The following is a 25254-nucleotide window of genomic DNA, read 5'->3' as shown; positions in this document are numbered from 1 at the left end:
TGTTTGTTATTAATTGATATCAAAAAATATTGAACGTCGCTTAATACATTGTATATCAGCATATTTGTATTAATATGATGTACGAGTATCAAACACTCATAACCCGAAGGTCACAGGTTCGAGTCCTGTTCCCGCTACAACAAAGCTCCAAGTTTACTTGGAGCTTTTTTTATTTATAAATTCTGTAATTTTAAAGGTATATTTAAACAAATTATATGCTTTGGATTACTTTCTGATTATCACCATAATAATTACACTTGCCGCTACATTCGGTTACATAAATGTACGGTTTTTAAAACTGCCCAATACCATTGGGCTTATGCTGATAACCATAGTTTTTACCTTCGGTGTTTTCGCGCTTAGTTATATTAATCCAACTCTATTAAATGCCGAAAAATATATAATTACCAAAATAGATTTCCGGACAGCACTTCTGGATATAATGCTAAGTTTTCTTCTTTTTGCAGGCGCGCTCCATACAAATTTTGAACAATTGAAGGTGCAACGCTGGCCAATTTTGGTTTTTTCTACGCTGGGAGTGTTATTATCCACTTTTTTGGTCGGTACCTTTCTCTATATGCTGTTGAAACTTACAGGCTTAGAGGTGGAATATCTTTATTGTATTCTTTTTGGTGCTTTAATATCTCCTACAGATCCAATAGCAGTATTGGGAATTATGAAAAAAGCTAAAGTGCCAAAAAATCTAGAAGCAAAGATAGTAGGCGAATCTCTCTTTAATGACGGTGTAGGCGTCGTGGTTTTTCTTACCATTTTTGAAGTTGCAAACTTGGGTGTTGACGAAGTAAGCACGCTAGGGGTTTTAAAATTATTTGGAATTGAGGTAATTGGTGGAATAGCTCTCGGCTTGCTTTTGGGGTGGATTACATACCGCCTTTTAAAAACAATCAATGATTATGATATTGAGGTTATAATTACTTTGGCAGCAGTAATGGCCGGAACAGTTTTAGCTGAGCGCCTTCATGTTTCTGCTCCGTTGGCAATGGTAACAGCAGGTCTTTTTATTGGTAACGATATTGTTAGGCAAGGAGCCATGAGCGAATTAACAGAATCCTATGTAGACAAATTTTGGGAGCTTATTGATATTCTTCTCAATACCATCTTGTTCGTTTTGATTGGTATGGAAATGCTTGCGCTGGAGTTTAAGGGAATCTATATTTTAGCAGGGCTACTCGCTATTCCTGTGGTACTGTTTAGTCGATATACGTCTATACTTTTACCCGTAAATTTCTTTAAAAGGAAGTTGAATTTTGTTCCCCATACCGCAAAAATTATGACTTGGGCTGGCCTCCGCGGAGGTATTTCAATTGCATTAGCTCTTGGGCTTACCGAAGTAATGCATCGCGAATTATTTTTAGTAATAACATATGTGGTCGTGGTATTTTCCATATTAGTACAAGGTCTTTCTGTAGGCAAATTGGTGAAAAGATTGATTCCCACAAATTCAAATCAAGATCCACTACATTAAATATAATTGACTTCTATTTCTAATTGAATCCAACTTTGAATGACCAATTGTTTTAACAAGATTTTTACATCTCATTTATTAACTTCGCAATCTCTCCTTAATTAATAAAAAATGACATACTCAAAAAGCAGCTTTCTTTTTTCGCTGCTCCTTTTCACTTTTTCTGTAGTAATTTCAGCGCAGGAAGTAGTCCCAGACAACCAAAATCTTTTCGATAACTTTTCATACAGACAAGGAAATGTCTACCGTTCAGCCTCGGGAAAACCGGGACCAGAGTATTGGCAGAATTCTGCAGACTACAATTTGGAAGCAACCTTAGATGATATCAACCATACCGTTTCTGGAAATGTAACCATTCGCTACACAAACAACAGTCCAGAGGCTTTAGAGTTTGTTTGGCTTTATTTGGAACAAGATCGTTTCACTGAAAATTCACGTGGAACGCTCACAACACCCGTTCAGGGAAACCGTTACAATGGTGATGTAGAAGGCGGTTTTGAATTGAGTAATGTTTCAGCAAAAACTAAAACAGGCACTTCTTCAAAATATTTAATCACAGATACCCGTATGCAGGTTTGGCTAGATAAACCTTTGGCTGCAAAAGGTGGCGAAGTTGATATAAAAATGAATTTCAAATTTAAAGTTCCCGTTGAAGGAATGGACCGGATGGGGAGACTTGATGTTAAAGACGGAACCATTTACGCCATTGCACAATGGTACCCGAGAGTTTGCGTTTTTGACGATGTTGTTGGTTGGAATACCGATCCTTATCTGGGAGCAGGTGAATTCTATTGCGAATATGGAAATTACGATGTGAAAATTACTGCTCCAGCTGATCAAACAGTAATTTGTTCTGGTACCTTGGAAAATCCAAAAGAAGTGTTGACTAAAACGCAACAAGAGCGTTTGGCAGCTGCAGCTAAAAGCGATAAAACAGTTTACATTATAACCCCTGAAGAGGTAGGTAAACCAGCCACTCATACAAAAAATAATGGAATGGTTACTTGGCACTTTAAAATGCAAAATACGCGCGATGTAGCTTGGGCGTCTTCAAAAGCATTTATTTGGGACGCTGCAAAAATTAACCTTCCAGAAGGGAAAACTGCATTAGCACAATCTGTATATCCTAAAGAAAGTGATGGAGAAATAGCCTGGTCACGTTCTACTGAATTTACAAAAGCATCCATAGAATTTTATTCTAAAACCTATTTTTCATACCCTTATCCAAATGCTATAAATGTAGCCGCCAGTGTTGGCGGAATGGAATATCCTGGGGTTAGTTTTTGCGAATATAAAAATAGGGGGTCTGCAGATCTTTGGGACGTTACCGATCACGAATTTGGACACAACTGGTTCCCTATGATCGTTGGCAGCAATGAGCGTCGCTACCCTTGGATGGACGAAGGTTTTAATACTTTTATAAACCATTATAGTTCGGCAGCATTTAATAATGGCGAGTTTGTTTCAAACCAAGATGCTCCGCGCAATTTGGTGCAATATCTCACCAATGAAAACAGGGAGGGGATCGATACATATCCTGACGTTGCAAATTCACGAAATCTTGCTTATACCGCCTATTATAAACCTGCAATTGGACTTTATTTGCTTCGCGAATATATTCTCGGGCCAGAACGTTTTGATAATGCCTTTAAAAGCTATATTCATACTTGGGCATTTAAACATCCGCAACCGAATGATTTTTTTAACCATATAGAAAATGTTGCAGGTGAAGATTTATCGTGGTTTTGGAAAGGTTGGTTTTACGGCAATGGAAACATAGATTTGGGTATAACAGACGTGAAACCATATTCGGGAAACTACCTAATTACGCTTGAAAATGATGGACAGATCCCGATGCCTGTTCAACTTCAAGTGACTTATGTTGACAAAACAACCGAAAATATTCTGCTTCCAGTTGAAATTTGGCAGCGCGGCAATAGCTGGGAACACCTCTTAAAAACTACCAAACAAGTGCAGCGTGTGGTTTTGGACCCCAACAAAATGTTGCCAGATGTTAATGTTTTGAACGATACCTGGAATAAACTTTAAAAAATTCTAATAAAGGAAAAATGGTTCCAAATTTAAAGTTTGGAACCATTTTTTTATTCATTCGAGCGTGGCACACTGAGCGCAGTCGAAGTGCAGTCAAGAACTAAACACTTAAAGTTAACAACCGCCCAAATGTACATCTGGGTATTTGCTGACATCAATGGTAGCTTCTTTACTTTTCCGCACCAATTCAATCGCCTCATCTGTACTGTATTTATGCGGGCCTATATAAAAAGTTGCTCCGCGTTTCCCTAATTCCTTTATATATTCCACAGGATCTAAATTTGGAACGGGAGGTGCTTAGGCTGGCGTATATAAATTTCCGTTTTCTGCTGAAGGTACTTTAGGAGCTGGCAGCGGTGGCGGTGGAATGTCGCTTTCCTTACCTTTCTTCACTTTTGGAGCTGGCGGCGGTGGCGGAATACATTCAGGAAAAGGTTCCGCATTTGACTTTTGCGCATCGGTCATTTTTTTATAAATTATTTCCAGCCGTTCCAAATCATTCTTTTTTATGATTCGTTTTTCAATGTCCACTGCGTTGTATTTTTTTGCCAGTTTGTTGTATTCAGCAAGCTCTGCTTCAGTGGCTTTTTGTTGAACAATCTCTGATTGAATTTCCTTTTTTACAACTTCTTTCGTGCTAAACCCATAAATCAAGACTGATAATAATGGTAGTAGCAAAAGACTTCGAAGCCAAATGGCTCTCTTTGAGGTGTGTGTTTTCATAACTGTAAATCGTTTTTTGATGGATGAATAATTGATTGAATGTGCCAGTGAAGGCGTAACAGCATTTGATGAGAATGCCAATAATATTTTTTGATAGACTGAAGTTTCTACGCCAGCTTTCAAAACGGCGCGGTCTGCCAAAAATTCATGGTTTAGTTTAACGCTTCTTTTTAGAAAATAAAGCAAGGGATTGAACCAAAACAAAATCTGTAAAATTTCAACAAAAATCACATCCAAACTGTGTTTTTGCCTTGCATGTGCTTCTTCGTGAAGCATAACTTCCGCAGGAATTTCGTGGTTTTCAAATTGTGCCTTATTCAGAAATATATAGTTTAAAAAAGTGTGTGGAATTACAGTTTCCTTTAAAAGAACATTTATAAAACTGTTGTTTCGGTACTTCGGGTTCTTTCGTATTTGTTGAATTAATCCGAAAAGATTCCTGAAAAATTTCAAACTGAAAAATAAAACTCCCAGGCCGTAAACCGTCCATAAAACATAGTGCCAGTAATTGATGGCTTGTTCAGTTTCACTAAAAATAAGTTGTGGAGTTCCTTCTGTATAAGCTGCAATAAATGCCGAAGTTTCTACGTAAGTTGTAAACGTTATTAACGGAATTAAGAAGGATGCCAATAAGCTCCCAAATAAATAAAAACGCTTAAAATTGTGAATGGAAGTGTTTTCCAAAAACAGTTTGTAAAAAGTGAAAAACAGAGCGAGACAGGCAGCGGATTTTAAAATGTACATTTCCATAATCACTTCTTTTTAATTTCTGAATCTATCAATGCTTTTAGCTCTTCAAGTTCTTTTTTGGAAAGATTGGTTTCTTCGGTAAAAAATGAAGCAAACTGCGAAGGGCTATTATTGAAGAAATTTTTAATCAACCCATTTACGTGTTTTGAAAAGTAATCTTTCTTTTTCACCAATGGAAAATATTCACGCGAACGCCCAAGTTGTTTGTAATCTACAAAATTCTTGTCCTGCATTCGTTTTAAAAGCGTTGCTACGGTGGTAGTTGCAGGCCTTGGCTCTGGATATGCTTCTATCAAATCTTTCATAAAGGCGCGTTCCTGTTTCCACAAAATCTGCATCAATTGTTCTTCGGAATTAGACAAAGCCATACTTGAAGTTTTAATTACTGTTCTACAAACGTAGAATAAATATTTTAATTCTACAAGTGTAGAGGTTTAAAAATTTTGAAAGTATTTAATACCAAATTCCAAATGGACGTTTTAATTGAATCGGCTATCTTTACATCCTCATTCTCCAAAGCATTGGCAACGGAGTATAAATTTTAAAAAATGAATTCAGAAAAAGAACTACAGGAACGTAGCGGTAATACATGTGAACTTTGCGGTTCAGAAGAAAATCTGAGCGTTTATGAAGTGCCTAATTCCCCAACAGATGTGGCTGAAACTAGCATTTGGGTTTGCAACACTTGTAAAGAACAAATTGAATATCCTGAAAAAGTAGATGCTAATCACTGGCGTTGTTTAAATGATAGTATGTGGAGCACAGTTCCTGCAGTGCAGGTTATGGCATGGCGTATGCTGACCCGTTTAAAAGCCGAAGGCTGGCCACAGGATTTACTAGATATGATGTATCTGGAAGATGAAACTAAAGAATGGGCAAAGGCTGGTGTTGCAGAAAGTCAAGCAGAAGCTATTATTCATCGCGATAGTAACGGTGTTATTTTGGAAGCAGGAGATTCCGTAGTTCTTATAAAAGATTTAAAAGTGAAAGGTAGCAGTATGGTTGCCAAACAGGGAACAGCCGTGCGCAGAATTTCTCTCGATCACGAAAATGAAAAATATATTGAAGGCAAAGTAGATGGCCAGCAGATAGTACTAATTACTGATTTTGTGAAGAAGGTATAATAATTCACATGAGTTCTCTCCCGATGTTTCGTGAGAGAACTCATGTAAAAATCATAAAATCCCAGGGAACAACGCTTTACTTTTTGCCTTGTAATTTACGTAGGTTTCCCCGAAATATTCAGTAAGCCATTGCTCTTCCAATTTCAATTTTCTCCAAAGGGAAATAAATACTATGAGTATCGCTAAGATTCCGCGATAATCGCCCACAATAATTACATTACCCAAAAACAACAGTAAAATTGCAGTGTATATGGGGTGTCGAATAATTTTATAAGGTCCTTTTTTTATGAGTTCATGGTCCTTTTTCAATTGCACTGAAACACTCCAGTTTTTTCCGAGTAGATAACGCGACCAACACGCAAGCAACGTTCCCAACCACGCTATACTTGCGCCAATAATCCCTACTAAGTCGGTGTGCTCCACAAAATTTTCTCGAATCCACATACCCATAAACCATTCAGTAGGGCCTAAAAGTAAACCTGCTACAATTAGCGGAAACCAATACCATAAAAAACGCTTTAAAAACGGTTCTTTTTGGCTTGCTTTTTTAGTTTGAAATGCTCCTATTGTCCAAACAATAAGAAAAACTGCCCAGGCAAGGTGTAATGCTATTTTAGCTTGTTCCATAAAACTCAGTTTAATTTTCAGTAAACTTAGGGCTGAAAGTTGAGGTTATAGATGGCTTGGGATGAATAGCAAGCTTTTGGGACAAGCGTCAAGAATGAGGGTTCAAAACCTTCATTTTTTCTTCAAAAGAAGAAATTTTATTGCGAGAAACTGGAATAGGGCTTTCAAAATTTTTCAATTTTAATTGATATCCTTGGGCATTTCCGGAGATGTTTTCAATCTTTTTTAAATTCAATAAATACGAACGGTGGGTTTTAGCCACAAAATAAATGGGTTTCAATTGGTTTTCCAATTCAGACATGGTGATTCGTTTTACCAATCTCTGAATATTATTTTCACGTTCTAGGTAGATTTCCACATAATTTTTTTCAGATTTGGCAAAGAGGAAGTGATTAATTTCCAATTTAAAATCATCGACTTTCAATTGCGTAATTATAGGAATTGTATTTTCATTTTCCGAAGATTTAAATAGAGGGTGAAGAGGGATTAATCGTACCGACTTTTCTTGGTAACGATCGTGAAGCCTTTTAAAATTGAAAGGAATAAAAATAAAGATGAACAAAATGCCGGCGAGGAGCGTATTTTTTAGCTCCACCCAAAAATGGTGCACAGACCAATTATTTGGATTGTTATAAATTAGGTCGCGCACTAGGAAATTGAAAATCCCCACGAGAATTAAGTAGCTTAGTATTACTAAAACTTCTTCTTTTACTTGCCACTTTTCATCAATAGAGTTAATTCTTTGAATCAATGAAAAAAGAAAGAAAAATAAAAGGGAAGGGATTAAAGCGTGAACTACACAAATCCATTCATAGCCCATACGGTGCTCCGAAAGTGTTACCTGAAAAGGTTGAAAAAGATAATTGAAGAGAAAGGTAATGGCAAAAATAAGGAAGGAGATAACAGCTAAAGTCTTTCCCCGATAATAAAAAGGATAAGGCTGAGAAAGAAAGTGGGCCAGTTTTGTGAAGCTCATATTTCTCAGCCTTACTAATTATTTATTTACTCAATTCAGTAAAAAAATGATAAAACTGCGGAATGGTTTCAATTCCTTTTAAATAGTTCCATATTCCAAAATGTTCATTGGGTGAGTGGATGGCATCGCTGTCCAGACCAAAACCCATCAAAATGGTTTTGCTATTTAATTCTTTTTCAAATAGCGCTACAATTGGAATACTTCCACCACTTCGTTGGGGAATTGGTGTTTTTCCGAAGGTTTCTTCGTATGCTTTTTCAGCGGCTTTGTAGCCTAAACTATCAATTGGCGTTACGTAAGCTTGTCCGCCGTGATGTGGTTTTACTTTTACAGTAACGCCTTTTGGAGCAATACTTTCAAAGTGATTTTTGAAAAGCTCGGTAATTTTTCTCCAATCTTGGTTTGGCACCAAACGCATACTTATTTTTGCAAATGCGCTACTAGCAATAACTGTTTTGGCACCTTCACCAATGTATCCGCCCCAGATTCCATTTACGTCCAAAGTTGGTCTAATGGAATTACGTTCATTGGTTGAGTAGCCTTTTTCGCCGTAAACTGAATTAATACCTATTGACTTTTCATAATTTTCAAGGTTGAAAGGTGCCTCCGCCATCTTTGCGCGCTCTTCCTTTGAAAGATTTTCTACATCGTCATAAAATCCTGGAATGGTAATGTGATTATCGTCATCGTGAAGAGACGCAATCATCTTAGTTAAAATGTTTATGGGGTTTGCAACAGCTCCACCGTAAAGACCACTGTGCAGATCTCTATTAGGGCCTGTTACTTCAACTTCCACATAACTCAAGCCACGAAGACCAGTTGTTATTGAAGGCGTATCGGGGGCAATCATTCCTGTATCGCTAATTAGTATAACATCGTTTGACAGCTTTTCACGGTTTCTACTTACAAACCATTCCAAGCTGCTGCTACCCACTTCTTCTTCGCCTTCAATCATAAATTTTACGTTGCAGGGCAATTGATCGGTCTGTGTCATATATTCCAAAGCCTTTACGTGCATATACATTTGGCCTTTATCGTCACAACTTCCGCGGGCAAAGATTGCACCTTCGGGATGTAATTCTGTTTTTTTAATAACTGGTTCAAACGGCGGACTGTTCCATAAATCTAATGGATCTGGTGGTTGCACGTCATAATGTCCATAAACCAAAATTGTTGGTAATTTTTCATCAATCATCTTTTCGCCGTAAACGATAGGATAACCCGGAGTTTCGCAGATTTCTACTTTATCGCAACCCGCTTTTTCAAGTTGGTTTTTTACAGCTTCAGCTGTATTTAAAACGTTTTTTTTATAGGCAGAATCAGCGCTGATGGAAGGAATTTTTAAAAGCTCTACTAACTCGTCTATAAAACGTTGTTTGTTTTTTTCAATATAAGGTTTTGCACTTTTCATTGTAAATAATAATTTTTTCTAAAAGTACTAAAAATGCAGTAATTTGTAGGCTGAACCAATGCTTTCATTTTTATGCGAAATGCTTTTTTAAAATTGCCTTTTCAATTTTCGGAAGAAAAACTATTGTGCGATTTGGAAGTTTGCAAAAAATATAATTTCACTTCCCACTTCAATAAAAATGATTATTCTGGCGAATGGACTTCTATTGCGTTGCATTCTCAAAATGGTGAGATTGACAATATTTTCGCCCTCCCGCAACAAGACCAAAAATTTAAAGACACCCAATTGCTAAAGAAATGCACCTATTTTAAAGAAATTATTGATTCTTTTAAGTGTGAAAAGGAATCCATTCGGTTACTGAATTTGAAGCCGGGTAGTATTATTAAAGAACATACCGATTATAATTTGGGTTATGAAGATGGTGTTTTCAGAATTCACATTCCTATTACTACAAATGAAAGAGTTCATTTTTTTATAGATTCCGATGAGGTGAAAATGCTTCCTGGAACATGTTGGTATGGTAATTTTAATCTTTCACATAGCGTCTGTAATGAAGGAAACACCGATAGAATCCATCTGGTAATGGACTGTCTTCGGAATGATTGGTCTGATGCTTTATTTTTGGAATGTGGCTATAATTTTGAAATTGAAAGCGCAAAACCTGACTATTCTGACGAAACAAAATTGCAAATGATCGAGCATTTGAAATTGATGGAAACTGAAACTGCCAAAGAAATGATAGCACAATTACAAAAAGAACTTTAATGAAAGAGGGACCTGAGAACGAGTTAATTTTAGATAAGATTTTTACCTTTTTGGAAGAAATAGGTGTTATTTATAATTTGACTCAAATTGGAGTTGACACCTTTTTACCTGGTTTACAAATTAGAAATGGGGCGTTGCAAATTGATTTACAAAAATTAAAATATCCTGGTGATTTGCTGCACGAGGCAGGACATATTGCTGTAACACCTTCCCAAGAACGAGGTATTATAAATGATAATGTTACCGAAAACAACGAATCAAAAGCGGGTGATGAAATGGCTGTTTTACTGTGGTCTTATGCTGCTGCTCAAGAAATTGGTTTAGCTACTGAAATTGTTTTTCACGAAAATGGTTATAAAGGGGATGCCAAATGGCTTAAAGAACAATTTGAGAGTGGAAATTATATAGGACTTCCTCTCTTGCAATGGATGGGTTTTAGTGACATTTCGGGTGATTATGTATTTCCAAAAGTGAAAATGTGGCTCCGAAAATAAAAAGCTTTAAAAAATTTCAGAATAAGTTGGCAATCATTTAGAAGTATTATTTATATTTGCACTCCTTTTACAATATGTCCTAAGTGTTGTAAAGGATTTTTAATGCAGGCGTGGTGGAATTGGTAGACACGCTAGACTTAGGATCTAGTGCCGTGAGGTGTGAGAGTTCGAGTCTCTCCGCCTGTACAAAAGTAGAAAGCTCTTCAGAGATGAGGAGTTTTTTTTGTTTTTAAAAATGTTTTAATGTGAGAGTTCCCCCGACGCTTCGGGGTCTCCGCCTGTACAAAAGTAGAAAGCTCTTCAGAAATGAGGGGCTTTTTTTGTTTTTAAAAATGTTTTAATGTGAGAGTTCCCCCGACGCTTCGGGGTCTCCGCCTGTACAAAAGCAGAAAGCTCTTCAGCAATGAGGGGCTTTTTTTGTTTTAAAAAGTTTGTAACGTGAGAGTTCCCCCGACGCTTCGGGGTCTCCGCCTGTACAAGTTAAAAGCTTCCCATAATCGGGAAGCTTTTTTTGTTTTCAAAAAATTTGAGTCTCGAAGTTTATCCTGAGCGCAACCGAAGGGCCTGTACTTTCTATTTGCTATTCTTTCCTTCTTCTATCAACTCCTCAACCTCCTCTTTATCATCCCCATTTAGTTTCGGATTTTTTGGAGTTTGGACCTTTTTTTTATGGTGAATTTCATAATACATCGCAAAATGATCGCTACCAAAGTTTTTGGAACGTACCATTTCCCCAACATATAAATCGCGTGTGTGGAAAAGATGATCTAACGGAAAACGCAAAAAGAAATGATTTGCATTATAGGTAGCAAAAAAACCGCGGCCCACACGAGGGTCAATCATACCGGTCATTTTTTTGAAAAGACGAGTTGTTCGGCTCCAAACTACATCGTTCATATCACCACAAACAACAGTGGGTTTATCAAGTTTTCTGATTCTTTTTCCAGTGAGCATCAATTCGGCATCACGCTCTTTTGAAGTTTCGTTTTCGGTTGGGCTTGGTGGCGCGGGATGCAGACAACAGAAAAAGATGGGAGGATTTCCCTCAACGGGAAAATCGAAAAAGATGGATGGCTTATCGTCTTCAATCTGATATTTTACTTCAACATTTTCTAATTCTTTTTTAGAATATAAATGCATTCCATAAAAATTTTCAAGAGGTACTTTTACAGTAAAAGGATAATCATCTTCAATTTCTGAAAGACAGTTTTCCCAGTTCTTGTTGGTTTCCATTGCCAATACCAAATCTGGGTCAAAACGTTTTATTTCATTTAAAAAATCGGGATAGCAGGAATTGGTCTGAAGTACATTTCCGGCTAAAATGGAAACGTGGCCGTCACTTGTAGCGTGCGATCTTCTTCGTGGAAAAAGTGAACTGTAAGGGAATACTTTATAAAGTTGATAAAGGATGGACGCAGATAAAGCTACAAGAAGTATCCAGCTAAATACTGTGTAGTCTTTTTCAAAATAAAGAAACAGCCCCAATAAAATAAATTGGATGAATAGTGATTGAATCCTTACAAAATCGGCAGTCCTGAAAAACCAATGCGGATTCCGGGTTGCTGGAAAAAACGGACTAATGATAAACAAAATTATCAATATATATAATACCATTTTTCAAAGTTACTTCTTTTGGAAATATGTAAAACAACTAAAATAGCTTTTTTGACTAAGCACATATTCCTACTTTTGCGACTTAAAAAATATACAAATGAAAAAAATTATCGTTACTACTTTCTTAACTCTTTTAACTTGTGCACTTGCTATTGCGCAGGATTACACAACCCCAAACACAGGTGTAACTTGGACGCTTGACGATATTGCCGCAGCAAGCCCAACAACCATCACGATAACTGGAAGTGATTATACGCTTTTGGGTAATTTAACCATTGCGGAAAATGATACAGTTATTATCGATTCAGATTTAACCCTTTCCATTGACGCCGATAAATTGATTACTGTTTTTGGTGCATTTACGGTAGATTCCAACGCAGTAACAATTACGGCATTAGATGTGAACACACCCTATGAAGGCTTCCGTTTTGAAGAGTTTTCAGAAATTGATATCAATAACGCAACCATTGAATACGGTGGCGGACTTCGGGTGTTGACCGAGATTTTTTCAATTGATAATTGTACTATTACAAATAATGTTTCTGGTGCTACTACTAGTGCGGTTATTCAACTTTCGCGTGGTTTACCTCAAATTACAAATAATACAATTACGTTAAACGAAAATCCTGCCATTGGTTCTGCTGCAAATTCTGCAGTTTCGGCATATATTTTTAATAATACAATTGAGGGTAATAACCAATCCAATAGCAACCGTCCTCAAATAAATTTGGGCACAACCTTGGCAAATGAGCCATTACAAATTATCCAAAATACAATTATTGGTGATCAAACATTAGATCAAGCTGGGGGAATCGCCATTGCCAATTTTGTAGGCGGAAATATTAATGCAGTTATAAGTGGTAACACTATTCGCGGCAATCGCTACGGAATTACAATCCTTGGTGTAAACGATTCAGTAGAAATCACGAACAATATCATTGAAGATAATAATATTCAGGGTGATCCTAACCTTGGTGGAAGCGGGATTAACCTAAACAGTTCAACAGCAACTAATGCTGTTATTGTTTCTGGAAATGAAATACGCAGAAACCTTTGGGGGATTACAATGCAAGGTTCGGCCGCAATAAATCTTGGTGATGACGCGGGCAACCCTGGCGGAAATGTATTTTCTGAAAATGAAAACGGCGGACAAGTTTATGCACTTTACAATAATACAGCCAATACAATTTCAGCTAAAAATAACTGCTGGATTGAAGGCCAACAAAGTACACCTGCGCAGGTTGAAGATGTTATTTTTCACAGCGTGGACGACCCTACTTTAGGCGAAGTAACTTTTGATCCATTCTTGTGCGGCATCTTGGGAGTTACTCAGAATGCTATTGAAAATTTTAGTTTTTATCCGAACCCAACAAATTGGGAAATCAATTTCAACAACATATTTTCATTTGAAAAAGTTGAAATTTATGGAGTTCAGGGTCGTTTGATTTCTTCGGAAAATATTTCCGAAGGCCAACAAACACTATCAGTCAATCTTCCTTCAGGCTTGTACTTTGTAAATTTCAGTAATGACGCGCAAACCGTTACAAAGAAAATGATTGTTGAATAGCTTAAGTACCTGGTCTATAATAGTATAGACTTTTTTTACTGGCTAAAAGTTCTCAACTTCGATCGAACGGACATATTAGTTTCAAAATGCCTTGGCTTTTCGTCAAGGCATTTTTTATTGGTTTAAACCCCTTAATTCCTTTGTTAAAACCGTAATTTTGCACTTTCAAAAAAATCAAAAAACAAACACGTGAAAATTCAAAATAAAGCTACGCTGGAATTGAGTAATGAAGAAATGAAAAGCTATGGGTATAAAGTAGTTGACGCTATTGTGGAACACTTTGCAACCCAAAATGAAAAACTGCCTGTAGTCTCGGGATCAAGAGGGGAAATGGAAGAATTGTTTCTTGAGGATGCTCCCGAAAAACCAAGCGACCCACAAAAAGTTTTAAATTTTATTCTGGACGAAGTGATGACCAAAAGCAATATCGTTTCGCACCCAAAATCCTATTCTTTTGTTCCAGGTCCCAGTAACTATATCAGTGCGATGGCAGATGGCTTGGCTTCTGGCTTTAACATATTTTCTGGAGGCTGGCAGGCTTCTCCGGCTGCTGCCGAGATGGAAATCGTAACGATGAACTGGCTTCTTAAAATGTTCGGTTTTCCGCAGAAAAAAGGGGGTGGAATTTTTACCAGTGGCGGTTCAATGGCGAATTTAACCGCATTGGTTACTGCGCGAACTGTAAAATGTGGCGACGATTTCAGTAAAGCTATTATCTATCTTTCAGACCAAGCGCATTCTTCAAACATAAAAGCCATTCGCGTACTTGGTTTTCGAAAAGAGCAAATTCGCATAATTCCAACTGATGGCGAGTTTAAGTTTTCACTTAATAAATTAAAGAACGCTATTGCAAAAGATCGTTTGGAAGGTTTGCAACCTTTTTGTTTGATTGCAACTGCCGGAACTACAAATACGGGAACGGTTGATCCGCTTTCCGATATTGCGAAAATCTGTAAAAAAGAAGATATTTGGTTTCATATTGACGGCGCTTATGGCGGTTTTGCTATTCTTGCTGAAAATGGAAAGCAACTCTTAAAAGGAATTGAAAAAGCAGATTCACTTACCATTGACCCTCACAAGTGGTTTTTTCAGCCTTATGAAATTGGTTGTTTGTTGGTTAAAAACCACAAATGGCTAAAAGGGACTTTTACCGAAAAACCTGAATATCTGCGCGATATTGAAGGAAATACTTCCGAAATAAACTTTTATGATCACGGCATCGAATTAACACGCCGTTTCCGCGCATTGAAGTTTTACATGTCAGTAAAAACCTTTGGAATGGAAGAATTTCGAAAGGCGATAACTTATAACGTGAAACTGGCAGAGGCTACCGAAGCATTTCTTCGTAAAAGCTCCAATTGGGAAGTTATTTCTCCAGCTACTTTAGCGGTAATTAATTTCAGATATAATCCGATTGGCAACAAACTTTCAGAGAAAAAGTTAGATGCGCTGAACCAAAGAATTTCACAGAATGTTGTAGATTCTAAACAGGCTTTGCTTGTAACCACAGTGCTTAACCAACAAGTAGTTTTAAGAATGTGTTTGATAAACCCGCGAACTACTCTTGAAGATGTAAAAGAAACCATCGCCCTCTGCGAAAGTTTTGCAGAAGAAAAAGTACTAGCTTGAAACAGGCAGATGTTATAATAATTGGTGGCGGCGCGGCGGGATTTTTTACGGCAATCAATGCTGCAGAAAAAAATCCTGAGCTTAAAGTAATCATCCTTGAACGCGGAAAGGAAGTTCTGACCAAAGTAAAGGTAAGCGGTGGCGGACGTTGCAATGTGACCCACGCTGAGTTTATTCCAAAGGAATTGACGCAAAACTATCCGCGTGGCAAAAAAGAACTTTTAGGGCCTTTCCACACTTTTATGACCGGCGATACCATTGAATGGTTTGAAAAACGGGGAGTGGAGCTAAAAATTGAGGAAGACGGAAGAATGTTTCCAGTTTCAGATTCTTCGCAAACCATTATTGATTGTTTTCTTTCTGAAGCAAAACGTTTGGGGGTTGAAATGCTTTTGAATCAATCTGTGAAAGAGATTCAAAAAGAAGCATATAATTTCATAATAAATACAACTACAGATACTTTTTCAGCTGGAAAAATTGTGGTTGCAACTGGCAGCAATCCGAAGATTTGGCAATTGCTGGAAAGTTTGGGACATACTGTTGTACCAGCCGTTCCTTCGCTTTTCACATTTAATATTAAAGATGGAAGGATTATAGATTTGCCTGGATTGAGCACGGATGCTTCGGTGAAAGTTCTGGATGAAAAAGGAAAAACGGTTTTGGAAAGTAGCAGTCCGTTGTTGATTACTCATTGGGGTATGAGCGGTCCCGCTATTTTAAAACTTTCGGCTTGGGGTGCGCGGGTTTTAGAGCCTTTAAAATATCATTTCAATATTGAAGTGAATTGGCTGAATACACTTTCCGAAGAAGATGCTTTGGATGCTTTGAAAGAATTAAAATCACTGCAGGGAAAGCAGACACTTTTTAAATATGCCCAATTTGAATTGCCAAAACGACTTTGGCAAAGTATTGTAAAAGCTTCGGGAATTGATGAACGGATCACTTGGGCAGATGCAACACGCGAAAATCTTCAGAATTTGGCAAACCAATTAACGGCTGCTATTTTTGAAGTCACCGGAAAGAGCACCTTCAAAGAAGAATTTGTAACCGCTGGTGGTGTCGATTTGAAGGAAGTGAACTTTAAAACCTTTGAAAGTAGAGTCTGCAAAAACTTATTTTTTGCTGGGGAAGTACTCAATATTGACGCCATAACAGGCGGTTTCAATTTCCAGAATGCTTGGACGGGCGGCTATCTTGTTGCGCAGGCAATAACAAAGTAAATTATGAAAACATATATAGCACTTCTTCGGGGAATTAACGTTGGCGGCCATAAAAATCTAAAAATGGCGGACCTGAAACTTCTTTTTGAGGATTTGGGGTTTCAAAATGTGAGCACCTACATTCAAAGTGGAAATGTGGTTTTTTCAGCGAAAGAAGAAAATGATATTTCTGACATGATTTCTAAGGAAATAGAAAAATGCTTTGGATGGGAAGTTCCGGTACTGGTCAAAACGGCGTATTCGATTGCACAAATTATAAAGGATTGCCCTTTTGAAGAAGCTAAAAAAACCGAGGCTTATTTTATGCTACTTGCTTCAAAACCCGAAACGAAACTTATGGAGGCGGTCCACGAAATTAGTTACCCAAACGAGGAATTTGTACTGACTGAGGATTGTGTTTATATCTACTTTAGTAAGGGATATGGCAATGCGAAGCTGAATAATAATTTTTTTGAGAAGAATCTGAAAGTTGCGGCAACTACGCGAAATTATAGAACGCTTGCTAAGTTGGTTGATTTGGCGGGATAATTATACTTTTTAGAGTGCTTTCATTTCAAATGTAATGTGATTTCTATACTATTACTTTTCATTTTTAAATTTCCATTCATTCATAAGTTCTGCAAGTTTTATGGTTTTCACCCCATAGGTTTGGGGTAATGCCCCTTGATAAGAAGAAAGAAATCTAGCAACTTTTTTTCCGGTTTTATGTTTTTTATGTTCTCCGGTATAGTTGAAAACAACCATTGCATGAAACCTGATATAGAATATTCCGAACCCATCTACCTCTTCCCATTTTGTAAAATTGCTGCGGTATAATGAGCACACTTCAAAACCCTCGTTCGATAACTTTAGATATGCAGAATTTGGAAATAATTCAATAATAAATACAATAATTCCTAAACCAAAAAAGATTATTCCAACCCATTTTACAAGGATTTTTTCATCCATTACAGTAAATCCTGTAATAACAAAAAGGGTGCATATTAAAAGCCATATAATTGTGGTTATTTTTTTTGGTTTTAATATTAATGTTTCTTCTTTCATATTAACCTGAAATAGCGAAATATAAGTGAAATCTACAAAAAGTTTTTATGGGTTTACTTCCCTTTCTCCGCTTTCCAAGCCATATATCTACTAGCTAAAAAAGCATTTCCTTTTTCTTTGTATTCAGCAGTAAATACCGTAAAATGATCTCCAGGAAAATATTCAAACTGAAATTTTGTGTTTAGTGGTTGCATAGCTTCATCCAGCTTATGCACCGCACCGTTCAAGAGAAAATTATCCTGTTCGCCTACAGAAACGCGTATTTTACCTTCTAAGTCTTTTTTTAGGGACGACCAATTGTTACGGAGGTACAAGGAAAGGTCATACTTTTTCCAATGTTCAAAAACTTGTGGGTTTATTTCTCCGGTTTTGGGATCGCATATGCGTAGCGGATTGCCATCCGCACCTTTTGTGCTGAAAACAGCATCTAAAGAATGCATCTGTTCGCCACGATAAATTATATTTTCCATACCGTACATTTGTTTGCTCGACGCCCACGGGAAACGTCCTGCAACAGTTGCCACACTTCTTTGCGCCCCGTCTTCTTTGTAAAGCATATTTTCACCTTCATAAAGATTAACGCCTTGGTAGTCTCTAAAATCAACAACATCTGGTGAACTGCTCCAACAACCATCAAACACTTCTGGATAATGCACTTGAAGTGAAAGTGCCGTCCAACCGCCACTGCTATGGCCTGTTAAAAGCTTGGCGCCGTTGGTTCTGTATTGCTTTTCCAGCGTGGGTATAAATTCCTTAGTAAGCGCATCACCCCACGGCCCATTGTTTTCACTATTTGTATAAACCGAATGTCCTAAAGGGCAGTTGCCATCTAAATAAACCGTAATGCAAGCAATGGTATCTATGGGTTGGCTTTTATAGGTTTTGGTATTACTAAGATTATAATAATTGCCCCCATAACCAGATATATTAAATGAAACAGGAAATTTTCTATTGGGTTGCTCGTAATATTCTTTGGGAAGAATGACAGCCGCATCAACCGATACTTCTCTATTGTAGAATTTTGATAGTAGGATAGAGTTAACTTTCAATTCTTTTATAAATTCGGTATCTACAAAGGTGTTTTTTGGAAGTATTTCGGAACAATTTACCGTGTAAACGGCATCTCTGTTTTGTGAAATAGTTACTTTGGTAGCTGTATTGTAGATATTACCCGGACTTTCATTAATTGCGCGTCCCCCAAGATTCCGGTCCCAAACAGCTTGCACGTAGTATTCACCTCGTTCAATATCTGATAACTTTACAGGGTAACTTTTGGCATCATCATTAAAAACAACCATCTCACCAGATTTTACATCTTCAACATCTATAGAAAAAACAGGAAAGGAAGTAATACCCACAAAGCCGTCTTTCGGATTTTTGTTTTCCTTGCTCATATACAGAAATACCTTTCCCGTAAACGGACCTTTAAAATCTGAATCGGTATAGCTTACTTTAAATTGTTGGGCAAAAGAAAAGCTGCAAATAAGAAGGAGAAGGAGTGTAGTTAGTTTTTTCATATGTCAGATTATGGTTTGTTTTTCAGTTTTAGGAATTTAAAACTACAAAATTTCTTCCCAAACTAATGATGATATTTCTAACTCCTTTTCGATGTGTTTTTAATCTGACTACTGAGTGTGTGATTAAGTCTATAAATGTGAGGGAAAAAGCTTCTGGGAAGTTGTTACTTGGGACTTTTTTATTCAAAAAACAAATACATACCACGTTCATCATTATGAATTACGGGCTCTAAACGATACGCGGTTTTCATGTTTTCTGCATTAAGCACTTCTTCTTTGCTTCCAGCGGCCAGCAGTTCACCATTGTTCAGCAAGATTAAATGGTCTGCAAACTTAGCTGCGAGGTTGAGGTCGTGCACTACACCAACAATCACTAAATCCTTTTGTTTTAAAAGTTCACGCAATTTGTGCATAAACTGAAATTGGTAATGCACATCCAAAAAGGTGAGGGGTTCGTCCAAAACCAAATACCTACAACCATTTTCTGAAGGATACCAAATTTGCGAAACCACGCGCGCAAAGTGAACCCTTTGTTTCTCGCCGCCGCTTAATGTTAAGTAATCGCGATCTGCCATTTCAGAAACATCAAAGAATTCCATTGCTTCCTTTACGGCTTGCTCATCTTTTGCGGTAGGATTTACAGAAAAATGCGGGTAACGGCCCATGGTAACAACTTCTTTTACTTTTAAAGGAAAAGCGAGCTCCGTATTTTGTGAAAGCACGGCACGTACTTTTGCAAGTTCTGCTACTGAAGTATTTCGGATGTTATTTCCTTCATAAAAAACACTTCCATCTTGTGGTTTTAATTGATTGCAAATAACCTTTACAAGCGTAGATTTTCCCGCACCGTTGGGTCCTAGGATGAGGTTTATCTTTCCAGCTTCAAAATTTACGGAAATATCTTTGAGGATGGTTTTGCTTCCTATTTTATATGTTATGTTATTGGCTTGTATCATTTTTAGAAGAAATAATTTTTTCGCTGAAGCAAAAAGATGAAAATAGGTACACCAACCACCGAAGTTACAATTCCGATAGGAAGTTCCGCAGGACGCAAAACCATTCTTGAAATTAAATCGGCAACACAAAGTAAGATTCCACCAAGCAAAGCACTGTTCCGGATTAGGAAACGATTGTCGCTGCCATTAATGATTCTTAAAAGATGCGGAACAATCAAGCCCACAAAACTGATAACGCCCACAAATGCCGTTGCAACCGCAACCATAATTACATTAATGAGCAATATTTTCCACTTGAGGTTTTTGATGTTAACACCCAGAAATTGGGCTTCTTCTTCGCCTATCATCAGTGCATTTAAATGTTTTGCGTAGCGCAGGGAAATTAATATGGTTCCCACGGTTGAAATTCCAACAATTAAAACAGAAGTCCAATTGGCACCGCTCATTGTTCCAAGATTCCAAAAAACGATAGATCGCGCCTGTGGATCGCGGGCTATATAGCTTAAAAATCCAACGCCGCTTAAAAAAAGCGCATTTATGGCAATACCTGTAAGCAACAATGCTACAATGGAGCTTTTACCGCTATTCCGTGATTGAGAAAGGAAAAAAACCAAACTAGTTGATAACAGTGCTCCCAAACAAGCTGCTAAAGGAAGTGTCCATTTGCCTATGCTAAACCCGAAAGTAGCGCCCAATGCAAAATAAAGCGCAGCGCCAAAAGCCGCTCCACAAGAAGTGCCAATGAGCCCAGGTTCTACAATTGGGTTTCTAAAAAGTGCTTGTAGCAATGTTCCGCCCACAGCTAAACTGGCACCCACAAAAATGCAGAGAATGGCTCGCGGCAAACGTATTTCTATAAAAATACGTTCGGTAAGATCCATTGAATCGGGTGCGGTAAAGAATTTTTTCAATGAAGAAATTATTTCTTCCATAGAAATACTAACCGATCCATACCGAATGGAGAAGAAAGTGATTACTACTAAAAGAAGTAATAAAATTGGAAATGTTCCTTTATATCTATTGTTTTTCATCAATACTAAATATTCAACCTATTTAAAGGCACAAGTGAAATGCTACAAACACTAATTTTACTCACTACTCACTACTCACTACTCACTACTCACTACTCACTACTCACTACTCATTACCGTGTATTAACTTTTGTAATTCAATAATATTTTCACCCGTTCTTGGCCCTAAATAAACCATATCGTGCTCTTCCACACGAAATACTTTTCCTTCTTTAAAAGCTCTAGTGCTTGAAATTCCTGGTAGCGTTCCAACTTCCTCGGTGGAACCCAAACGGTCATAACCAAAATCTGTTAACAGTATTACATCTGGATCGCTTTGAGCAACAATTTCTGGGGAAAACTGGGTCATGCCGTGCTCGCCATCAACAGCCATTTCGCCGCCGGCCCAATCAATCAGTTTTCCAGCGGTGCTGTTTTTGGTCATTACTAAATAAATATTATTTGCCTGCCCAAAATGGATTACCAACACTTTTGGCTTCTTTTCATACCAAAGTGCTTGTTGTTTTGCGTAATTTATATCGGTATCTAATTTTTTGCAGAGTTCCTCAGCTTTTTCTTCTTTGTGAAAATAGCTGCCCATTTCGCAAATTAAGGAATCGGTTCCAGCGATAGTATTTTCATATTGCCCGAATTGTTTCATCGGTATTTTTAAATCCTTCAACTGTGTAACCACGTGTTCGGGACCAATGTTGTTGTCTTCCATAATCAAAGTTGGTTTCATTGAAAGTATAGGTTCCGCTGCCAAAGCACGATGATAGCCAATGGTTGGCAAATTTTTTATTTCTGGCGGATAAGTACTGGAAACATCTACCGCCACTATATCTTCTTCCGCACCAAGCGCATAAATTATTTCGCTGTATTGTTTTGAAATGCAGACGATACGCTCTTCGTGGTCTTTCTTTTTGTCTTCATTGCCAAATCTTCCGCAGGAACTGAGGAGTATTGTACAAATGATTAATAGGATTGCTTTCATCATTTTTTTATTTGTCAGTTCGAGCGCAGTCGAGAACTACCCATTAGGTTTCGACTGCGCTCAACCTGACATTTGAACTTTTAAAAATTATATTTCAAGTTAAGTCCGCCATAAAAAACGGTGTCTAATGGCGCTGGAATGTATGCGTCATCCAATTGGTTCAAGAAAAGCATCATGTAATATTTCTCGCCAGTAATGTTCTCTGCACCTGCATACGCATCAAGGTCAAAGTGCCCAAAACTCATTCTGTAACCAAGTTTGGCATTCAGCAAACTATAGCTATCTGCAACGTTTAAACCATCTGAGGTAAAAGGAACGGGATCGTGATAAGAATAATTCACTGTTCCGTAAACTCCTAAATTTGTGTTGAAATCAATACCTGCGTTTACTACCCAAGGTGCTACACCGGCCACGTCGTTTCCGCTGTAATCTTCTGTTACTACATTGCCACCAACAATTTTTTGGTATTGAAAATCATCGTACTGAAAATCTGAATATGCCAGATTTAAATAAGGACTAATATTTCCGAAGAAACCTGTTGCAGATTCATAAGCGGTATATTTTACCAATGCTTCCACGCCTTTATTGTTCAATTCACCACCGTTCGCTATGTATGAATAAAGTGTAGTGCCATCACCCGCCGGTATAGCTATGGAAGTGAATTTATTTTTGAACTTCGCTTGAAACAGAGCCACTTCATAATGCAATTTGCTGTCCAACAAATTTCCTTTTGAACCAATTTCAAATTGGTCGCCTTCTTCGGGAACCAGACCAGTGTTGAGATCGCCAGTAGCTCCAATAATTACGTTCCCACTAACTGGAGCTTTGTAGCCTTTGCTGTAAGATGCATAAACCGAAACCATATTGTTAAAGATTTTGTTCACTGCGAAATGTGGCGAAAACAAATCTTCATAATTTGCGGAAACCACTTGTGGCTTTCCACTTGTTGGGTCAAATGCACGATCTTCAAGATCAAGATTCATAGTGCTTTTGCCGATACCTGCAGTGAATGAAATGTCATAAGGCATTTTTAAAATCCATTCTGTAAAAAGCGATTTGTTTTTCGATTTTGAATATTGATTGCTTTTTATGCCGCCAATAATATTATACCCTTCCGGGTCTGATGGGTTTTCTATCATTGAATAACTGATGGATTGTGCTCGTTGTTCCTGAAATTCAAGACCTGCAACTCCCGAAAGGCTGAAGTCTTCGCTTAAATCAAAATTGAGGTCAAATGTTATGCGTGTTCCGAAGTTAACGGGGTCTTTATCAGTCCAGCCACCAGCAGAGCTTGCGTTTGTATTCAATCCAGAACCATAAACAGTTGCGGTATTGGAAAGCCATTTTGTAAAGTTGTATTTATGGCTCAAACCTGCACGGAAGCTAATCACTTCGCTGTGTGCGTTGTTTTTAATGTACCGAGCATTTCCGCTGTAGTCCAAAGTATCGTATTGACCAATGGTAAGCTCACCACCGCGTTCGTCATAACTGTTGCTAAAACCGAAATAAGTACTTACGGCTTGCTTTTCACTTGGATGAAAATCCAGAACGGCATTCAAAAAATCTTTTCGTGAAGCGTTGTGGTCTAAATAGCCATCAGAAATTTGGTGGCCGTAATTCAGTAAAACAGAAGATTTTTCAAGACCCATTTGCAATTGGGTAGTGAATCGCGCTAAGCCGTAACTTCCCACAGTTATTTTTTCACCTAGTGAAGTTTGCCCTTTTTCGGGACGAATTGTTTTTAAATTAACAACACCTGCTATTGCAAATCCGTATAATGAACCAGCCGGACCTTTAATAACATCAACACTTCCCACAGAGTCGAAATCTATATCGTCCAACATCGTGATGCCCTCAGCATCTGTAAGCGGAATGTTGTTGTAATACACTTTGTAGCCTTGTCCATCAAAGTTATTGGTGGCGCCTTTAAAGCCAACTCCATTTCCATAACCGCGAATGTTGAATTGTTGCCCCGATGATACCGCTCTTCGGCTCATGTTTACGCCGGGAACGTTTGCATTTATTGCATCGTCAAGATACAGTCCTGTGCCACGATCCAGTTCTTTTTCATTCAACTGAATTACTGAAAGAGGTTTTTCAAGTACCTTTTTATTGTTGTCTAGCGTGCCGCTTAGCTGCACCTCATCAAGTGTACTTATAGTTGTTTTTAAACCGATATTTAATATTTCGGCGCAATTTTTTACTTTAATAACGGAAGTTTCAAAACCAATGTAGCTAATACTTAGCGTTTGATTTTCAATGCAGGGGATGGAAAAATTTCCATTGGCATCAGTGCTGGAAACTTCAGTGCCGTTCATTTCAATTTTGGCTCCCACAAGTGGAGCATTTGTGGCTGCATCATATATTTTTCCGGAAAGTTTTTCCTGTCCAAATACAGATACAGTTATAAGCAGTCCCAACAGGGACAAATAAAGTTTTGTCATTTTTAAAAAGTTTTATAATTTAGGAATATGCCTATCGGTACCAAATGGTTCCGAATGAATTCTTAAGGGAAGCAGAGGTGCTTCAAAATAAATTATAAAACTTGTTTGGGTGGAGGGCTCAAAATTTCGAGCGAAAGTGATGCGTAGTTGTCATGATAAATAAAATTGGGGCGAATCACTTTATTTGAAAATGCCAACTCCTCTTTCTGCGGAATTGGATTTATTTTTTCAATATATTTTATACTCTTTACTGAATTGGTGCGGTTATTTTTATCCTTGCGTTTCTTCTTGAAATCTTTGTTGTATTTCGCAATAAGATTTGTTTCTTGACTGTCGGAAATACAGTGGTAGACTTTAGTGTTTTCGTCCAAAATCTCAATGTGAACAATATCATACATCGTTCCTTTATATCGAAATTCTTCGTGATCTTTCCAAATAAGTTGGTTTTCATTTTCTGACGAAACGGTAATGCTCGTTAAATCCTTTTCAGAAATACCTAGTTTTATTTGGTGGACTATTTCCCTGCGAATATGATTTTGTTGAATTTTAAAAATAACATAGCTTCCTCCAATATTGAAGCTGAAAATAAAGAGTAGAAAAAAGGAAGTTGCATTTTTCAATGCGATGTATATTTTTATTAATGACGGCTAATTTAATTAAAAATACTAAAGTAGTGGTCTTTACGGCTAATTTATTGGGCTGGCCTGCCTTTCATTTAAGCGAATGATTTTTTTAAAAATACTCTTAAGGAAATATAGTTTTTAAAGTATTTCCAGATTTTGTTAACGCCCTGTTAAACAAGTCTCTTTGCGAGCCGACACCATATTTATTGAGTAAATTTAATGTTCAAA

The 25254-nt window shown here is 37.5% G+C and carries 23 protein-coding genes and 1 tRNA gene; 10 read left to right on the top strand and 14 right to left on the bottom strand.

All coding sequences use genetic code 11. The features are described 5' to 3' along the window. Positions 1–220 precede the first annotated feature (220 nt). Both AEQU1_RS04560 and AEQU1_RS04555 read left to right on the top strand, forming a co-directional pair. Positions 221–1486, top strand: a complete 1266-nt coding sequence (locus tag AEQU1_RS04560) for a sodium:proton antiporter (protein WP_111879547.1) — start codon at positions 221–223, stop codon at positions 1484–1486. A gap of 111 nt (positions 1487–1597) precedes the next feature. After that, on the top strand, positions 1598–3535 hold the full coding sequence (locus AEQU1_RS04555; RefSeq protein WP_111879169.1) for a M1 family metallopeptidase: 1938 nt from the start codon (positions 1598–1600) through the stop codon (positions 3533–3535). Between the two features lie 117 nt (positions 3536–3652). Here AEQU1_RS04555 and AEQU1_RS04550 read toward each other — a convergent pair whose 3' ends face one another. The 3 genes from AEQU1_RS04550 to AEQU1_RS04540 are packed head-to-tail and all read right to left on the bottom strand — an operon-like array spanning position 3653 to position 5379. Then, complete coding sequence (locus AEQU1_RS04550) at positions 3653–3808, bottom strand: hypothetical protein (RefSeq protein ID WP_181566711.1); 156 nt, start codon at positions 3806–3808, stop codon at positions 3653–3655. Between the two features lie 27 nt (positions 3809–3835). After that, on the bottom strand, positions 3836–5011 hold the full coding sequence (locus tag AEQU1_RS04545) for a M56 family metallopeptidase (protein WP_111879168.1): 1176 nt from the start codon (positions 5009–5011) through the stop codon (positions 3836–3838). 2 nt (positions 5012–5013) lie between these two features. After that, a complete protein-coding gene (locus tag AEQU1_RS04540) occupies positions 5014–5379 on the bottom strand; it encodes a BlaI/MecI/CopY family transcriptional regulator (protein WP_111879166.1) in 366 nt (121 codons plus the stop codon). A 180-nt stretch (positions 5380–5559) separates the two neighbouring features. Between AEQU1_RS04540 and AEQU1_RS04535 the strand changes: the two genes are divergently transcribed. Beyond that, entirely contained in the window at positions 5560–6135 is a 576-nt protein-coding gene (locus tag AEQU1_RS04535) for an alkylphosphonate utilization protein (RefSeq protein WP_111879164.1), read from the top strand. Positions 6136–6186: 51 nt separating this feature from the next. On the opposite strand, the gene AEQU1_RS04530 is transcribed toward AEQU1_RS04535, so the two are convergent. The 3 genes from AEQU1_RS04530 to AEQU1_RS04520 all read right to left on the bottom strand — a co-directional run bounded on the left by AEQU1_RS04530 (position 6187) and on the right by AEQU1_RS04520 (position 9149). After that, positions 6187–6762 (bottom strand): isoprenylcysteine carboxylmethyltransferase family protein, encoded by a 576-nt coding sequence (locus AEQU1_RS04530; protein WP_111879163.1) that lies wholly within the window; start codon positions 6760–6762, stop codon positions 6187–6189. A gap of 88 nt (positions 6763–6850) precedes the next feature. Next, the gene (locus tag AEQU1_RS04525) at positions 6851–7738 is read right to left on the bottom strand and encodes a LytTR family DNA-binding domain-containing protein (RefSeq protein WP_111879161.1); all 888 of its coding nucleotides are present in this window, start codon (positions 7736–7738) and stop codon (positions 6851–6853) included. 22 nt (positions 7739–7760) lie between these two features. Continuing rightward, the gene (locus AEQU1_RS04520) at positions 7761–9149 is read right to left on the bottom strand and encodes a dipeptidase (protein ID WP_111879159.1); all 1389 of its coding nucleotides are present in this window, start codon (positions 9147–9149) and stop codon (positions 7761–7763) included. Between the two features lie 93 nt (positions 9150–9242). Here AEQU1_RS04520 and AEQU1_RS04515 point away from each other — a divergent pair, with 93 nt between their 5' ends. The 3 genes from AEQU1_RS04515 (at position 9243) to AEQU1_RS04505 (ending at position 10594) form a co-directional block, all read left to right on the top strand. Then, positions 9243–9914: an aspartyl/asparaginyl beta-hydroxylase domain-containing protein gene (locus tag AEQU1_RS04515; protein WP_220092308.1), complete on the top strand. Its 672-nt coding sequence runs from the start codon at positions 9243–9245 to the stop codon at positions 9912–9914. Beyond that, positions 9914–10408, top strand: a complete 495-nt coding sequence (locus tag AEQU1_RS04510) for a hypothetical protein (RefSeq protein ID WP_111879156.1) — start codon at positions 9914–9916, stop codon at positions 10406–10408. Before AEQU1_RS04515 ends, AEQU1_RS04510 begins: the two co-directional genes overlap by 1 nt. A 104-nt stretch (positions 10409–10512) precedes the next feature. After that, positions 10513–10594: transfer RNA gene (locus AEQU1_RS04505), tRNA-Leu, on the top strand. A gap of 387 nt (positions 10595–10981) precedes the next feature. On the opposite strand, the gene AEQU1_RS04500 is transcribed toward AEQU1_RS04505, so the two are convergent. Next, complete coding sequence (locus AEQU1_RS04500) at positions 10982–12022, bottom strand: endonuclease/exonuclease/phosphatase family protein (protein WP_111879154.1); 1041 nt, start codon at positions 12020–12022, stop codon at positions 10982–10984. A 97-nt stretch (positions 12023–12119) separates the two neighbouring features. Between AEQU1_RS04500 and AEQU1_RS04495 the strand changes: the two genes are divergently transcribed. The 4 genes from AEQU1_RS04495 to AEQU1_RS04480 all read left to right on the top strand — a co-directional run bounded on the left by AEQU1_RS04495 (position 12120) and on the right by AEQU1_RS04480 (position 16966). Continuing rightward, positions 12120–13589, top strand: coding sequence for a T9SS type A sorting domain-containing protein (locus AEQU1_RS04495; protein WP_111879152.1), 1470 nt, complete (start codon positions 12120–12122; stop codon positions 13587–13589). Between the two features lie 234 nt (positions 13590–13823). Beyond that, positions 13824–15218, top strand: a complete 1395-nt coding sequence (locus AEQU1_RS04490) for an aminotransferase class V-fold PLP-dependent enzyme (RefSeq protein WP_181566716.1) — start codon at positions 13824–13826, stop codon at positions 15216–15218. Then, entirely contained in the window at positions 15215–16438 is a 1224-nt protein-coding gene (locus AEQU1_RS04485) for an NAD(P)/FAD-dependent oxidoreductase (RefSeq protein WP_111879149.1), read from the top strand. Before AEQU1_RS04490 ends, AEQU1_RS04485 begins: the two co-directional genes overlap by 4 nt. 3 nt (positions 16439–16441) lie before the next feature. Next, positions 16442–16966 carry a DUF1697 domain-containing protein gene (locus AEQU1_RS04480; protein WP_111879148.1) on the top strand — a complete coding sequence of 175 codons (525 nt, stop codon included), beginning with the start codon at positions 16442–16444 and terminating at the stop codon, positions 16964–16966. Between the two features lie 51 nt (positions 16967–17017). On the opposite strand, the gene AEQU1_RS04475 is transcribed toward AEQU1_RS04480, so the two are convergent. The 7 genes from AEQU1_RS04475 to AEQU1_RS04445 all read right to left on the bottom strand — a co-directional run bounded on the left by AEQU1_RS04475 (position 17018) and on the right by AEQU1_RS04445 (position 25023). Further along, positions 17018–17482: an STM3941 family protein gene (locus AEQU1_RS04475; RefSeq protein WP_111879146.1), complete on the bottom strand. Its 465-nt coding sequence runs from the start codon at positions 17480–17482 to the stop codon at positions 17018–17020. 53 nt (positions 17483–17535) lie between these two features. Further along, on the bottom strand, positions 17536–18999 hold the full coding sequence (locus AEQU1_RS04470) for an alpha/beta hydrolase-fold protein (RefSeq protein WP_111879145.1): 1464 nt from the start codon (positions 18997–18999) through the stop codon (positions 17536–17538). Between the two features lie 179 nt (positions 19000–19178). Further along, positions 19179–19955, bottom strand: coding sequence for a heme ABC transporter ATP-binding protein (locus AEQU1_RS04465; protein ID WP_111879143.1), 777 nt, complete (start codon positions 19953–19955; stop codon positions 19179–19181). A 2-nt stretch (positions 19956–19957) separates the two neighbouring features. After that, a complete protein-coding gene (locus tag AEQU1_RS04460; RefSeq protein ID WP_111879142.1) occupies positions 19958–20986 on the bottom strand; it encodes an iron ABC transporter permease in 1029 nt (342 codons plus the stop codon). A 106-nt stretch (positions 20987–21092) separates the two neighbouring features. Beyond that, the gene (locus AEQU1_RS04455) at positions 21093–21962 is read right to left on the bottom strand and encodes a hemin ABC transporter substrate-binding protein (protein WP_111879140.1); all 870 of its coding nucleotides are present in this window, start codon (positions 21960–21962) and stop codon (positions 21093–21095) included. 77 nt (positions 21963–22039) lie between these two features. Next, positions 22040–24403, bottom strand: a complete 2364-nt coding sequence (locus AEQU1_RS04450; protein ID WP_111879139.1) for a TonB-dependent receptor domain-containing protein — start codon at positions 24401–24403, stop codon at positions 22040–22042. Between the two features lie 92 nt (positions 24404–24495). Beyond that, positions 24496–25023 carry a hypothetical protein gene (locus AEQU1_RS04445; protein WP_111879137.1) on the bottom strand — a complete coding sequence of 176 codons (528 nt, stop codon included), beginning with the start codon at positions 25021–25023 and terminating at the stop codon, positions 24496–24498. Positions 25024–25254: the final 231 nt, after the last annotated feature.

Source organism: Aequorivita sp. CIP111184, assembly GCF_900489465.1.
In the GTDB taxonomy this organism is placed as follows: Bacteria; Bacteroidota; Bacteroidia; order Flavobacteriales; family Flavobacteriaceae; genus Aequorivita.
The sequence above is the reverse complement of the archived record's forward strand: the minus strand, read 5'-3'. Positions and strand labels throughout refer to the sequence as shown.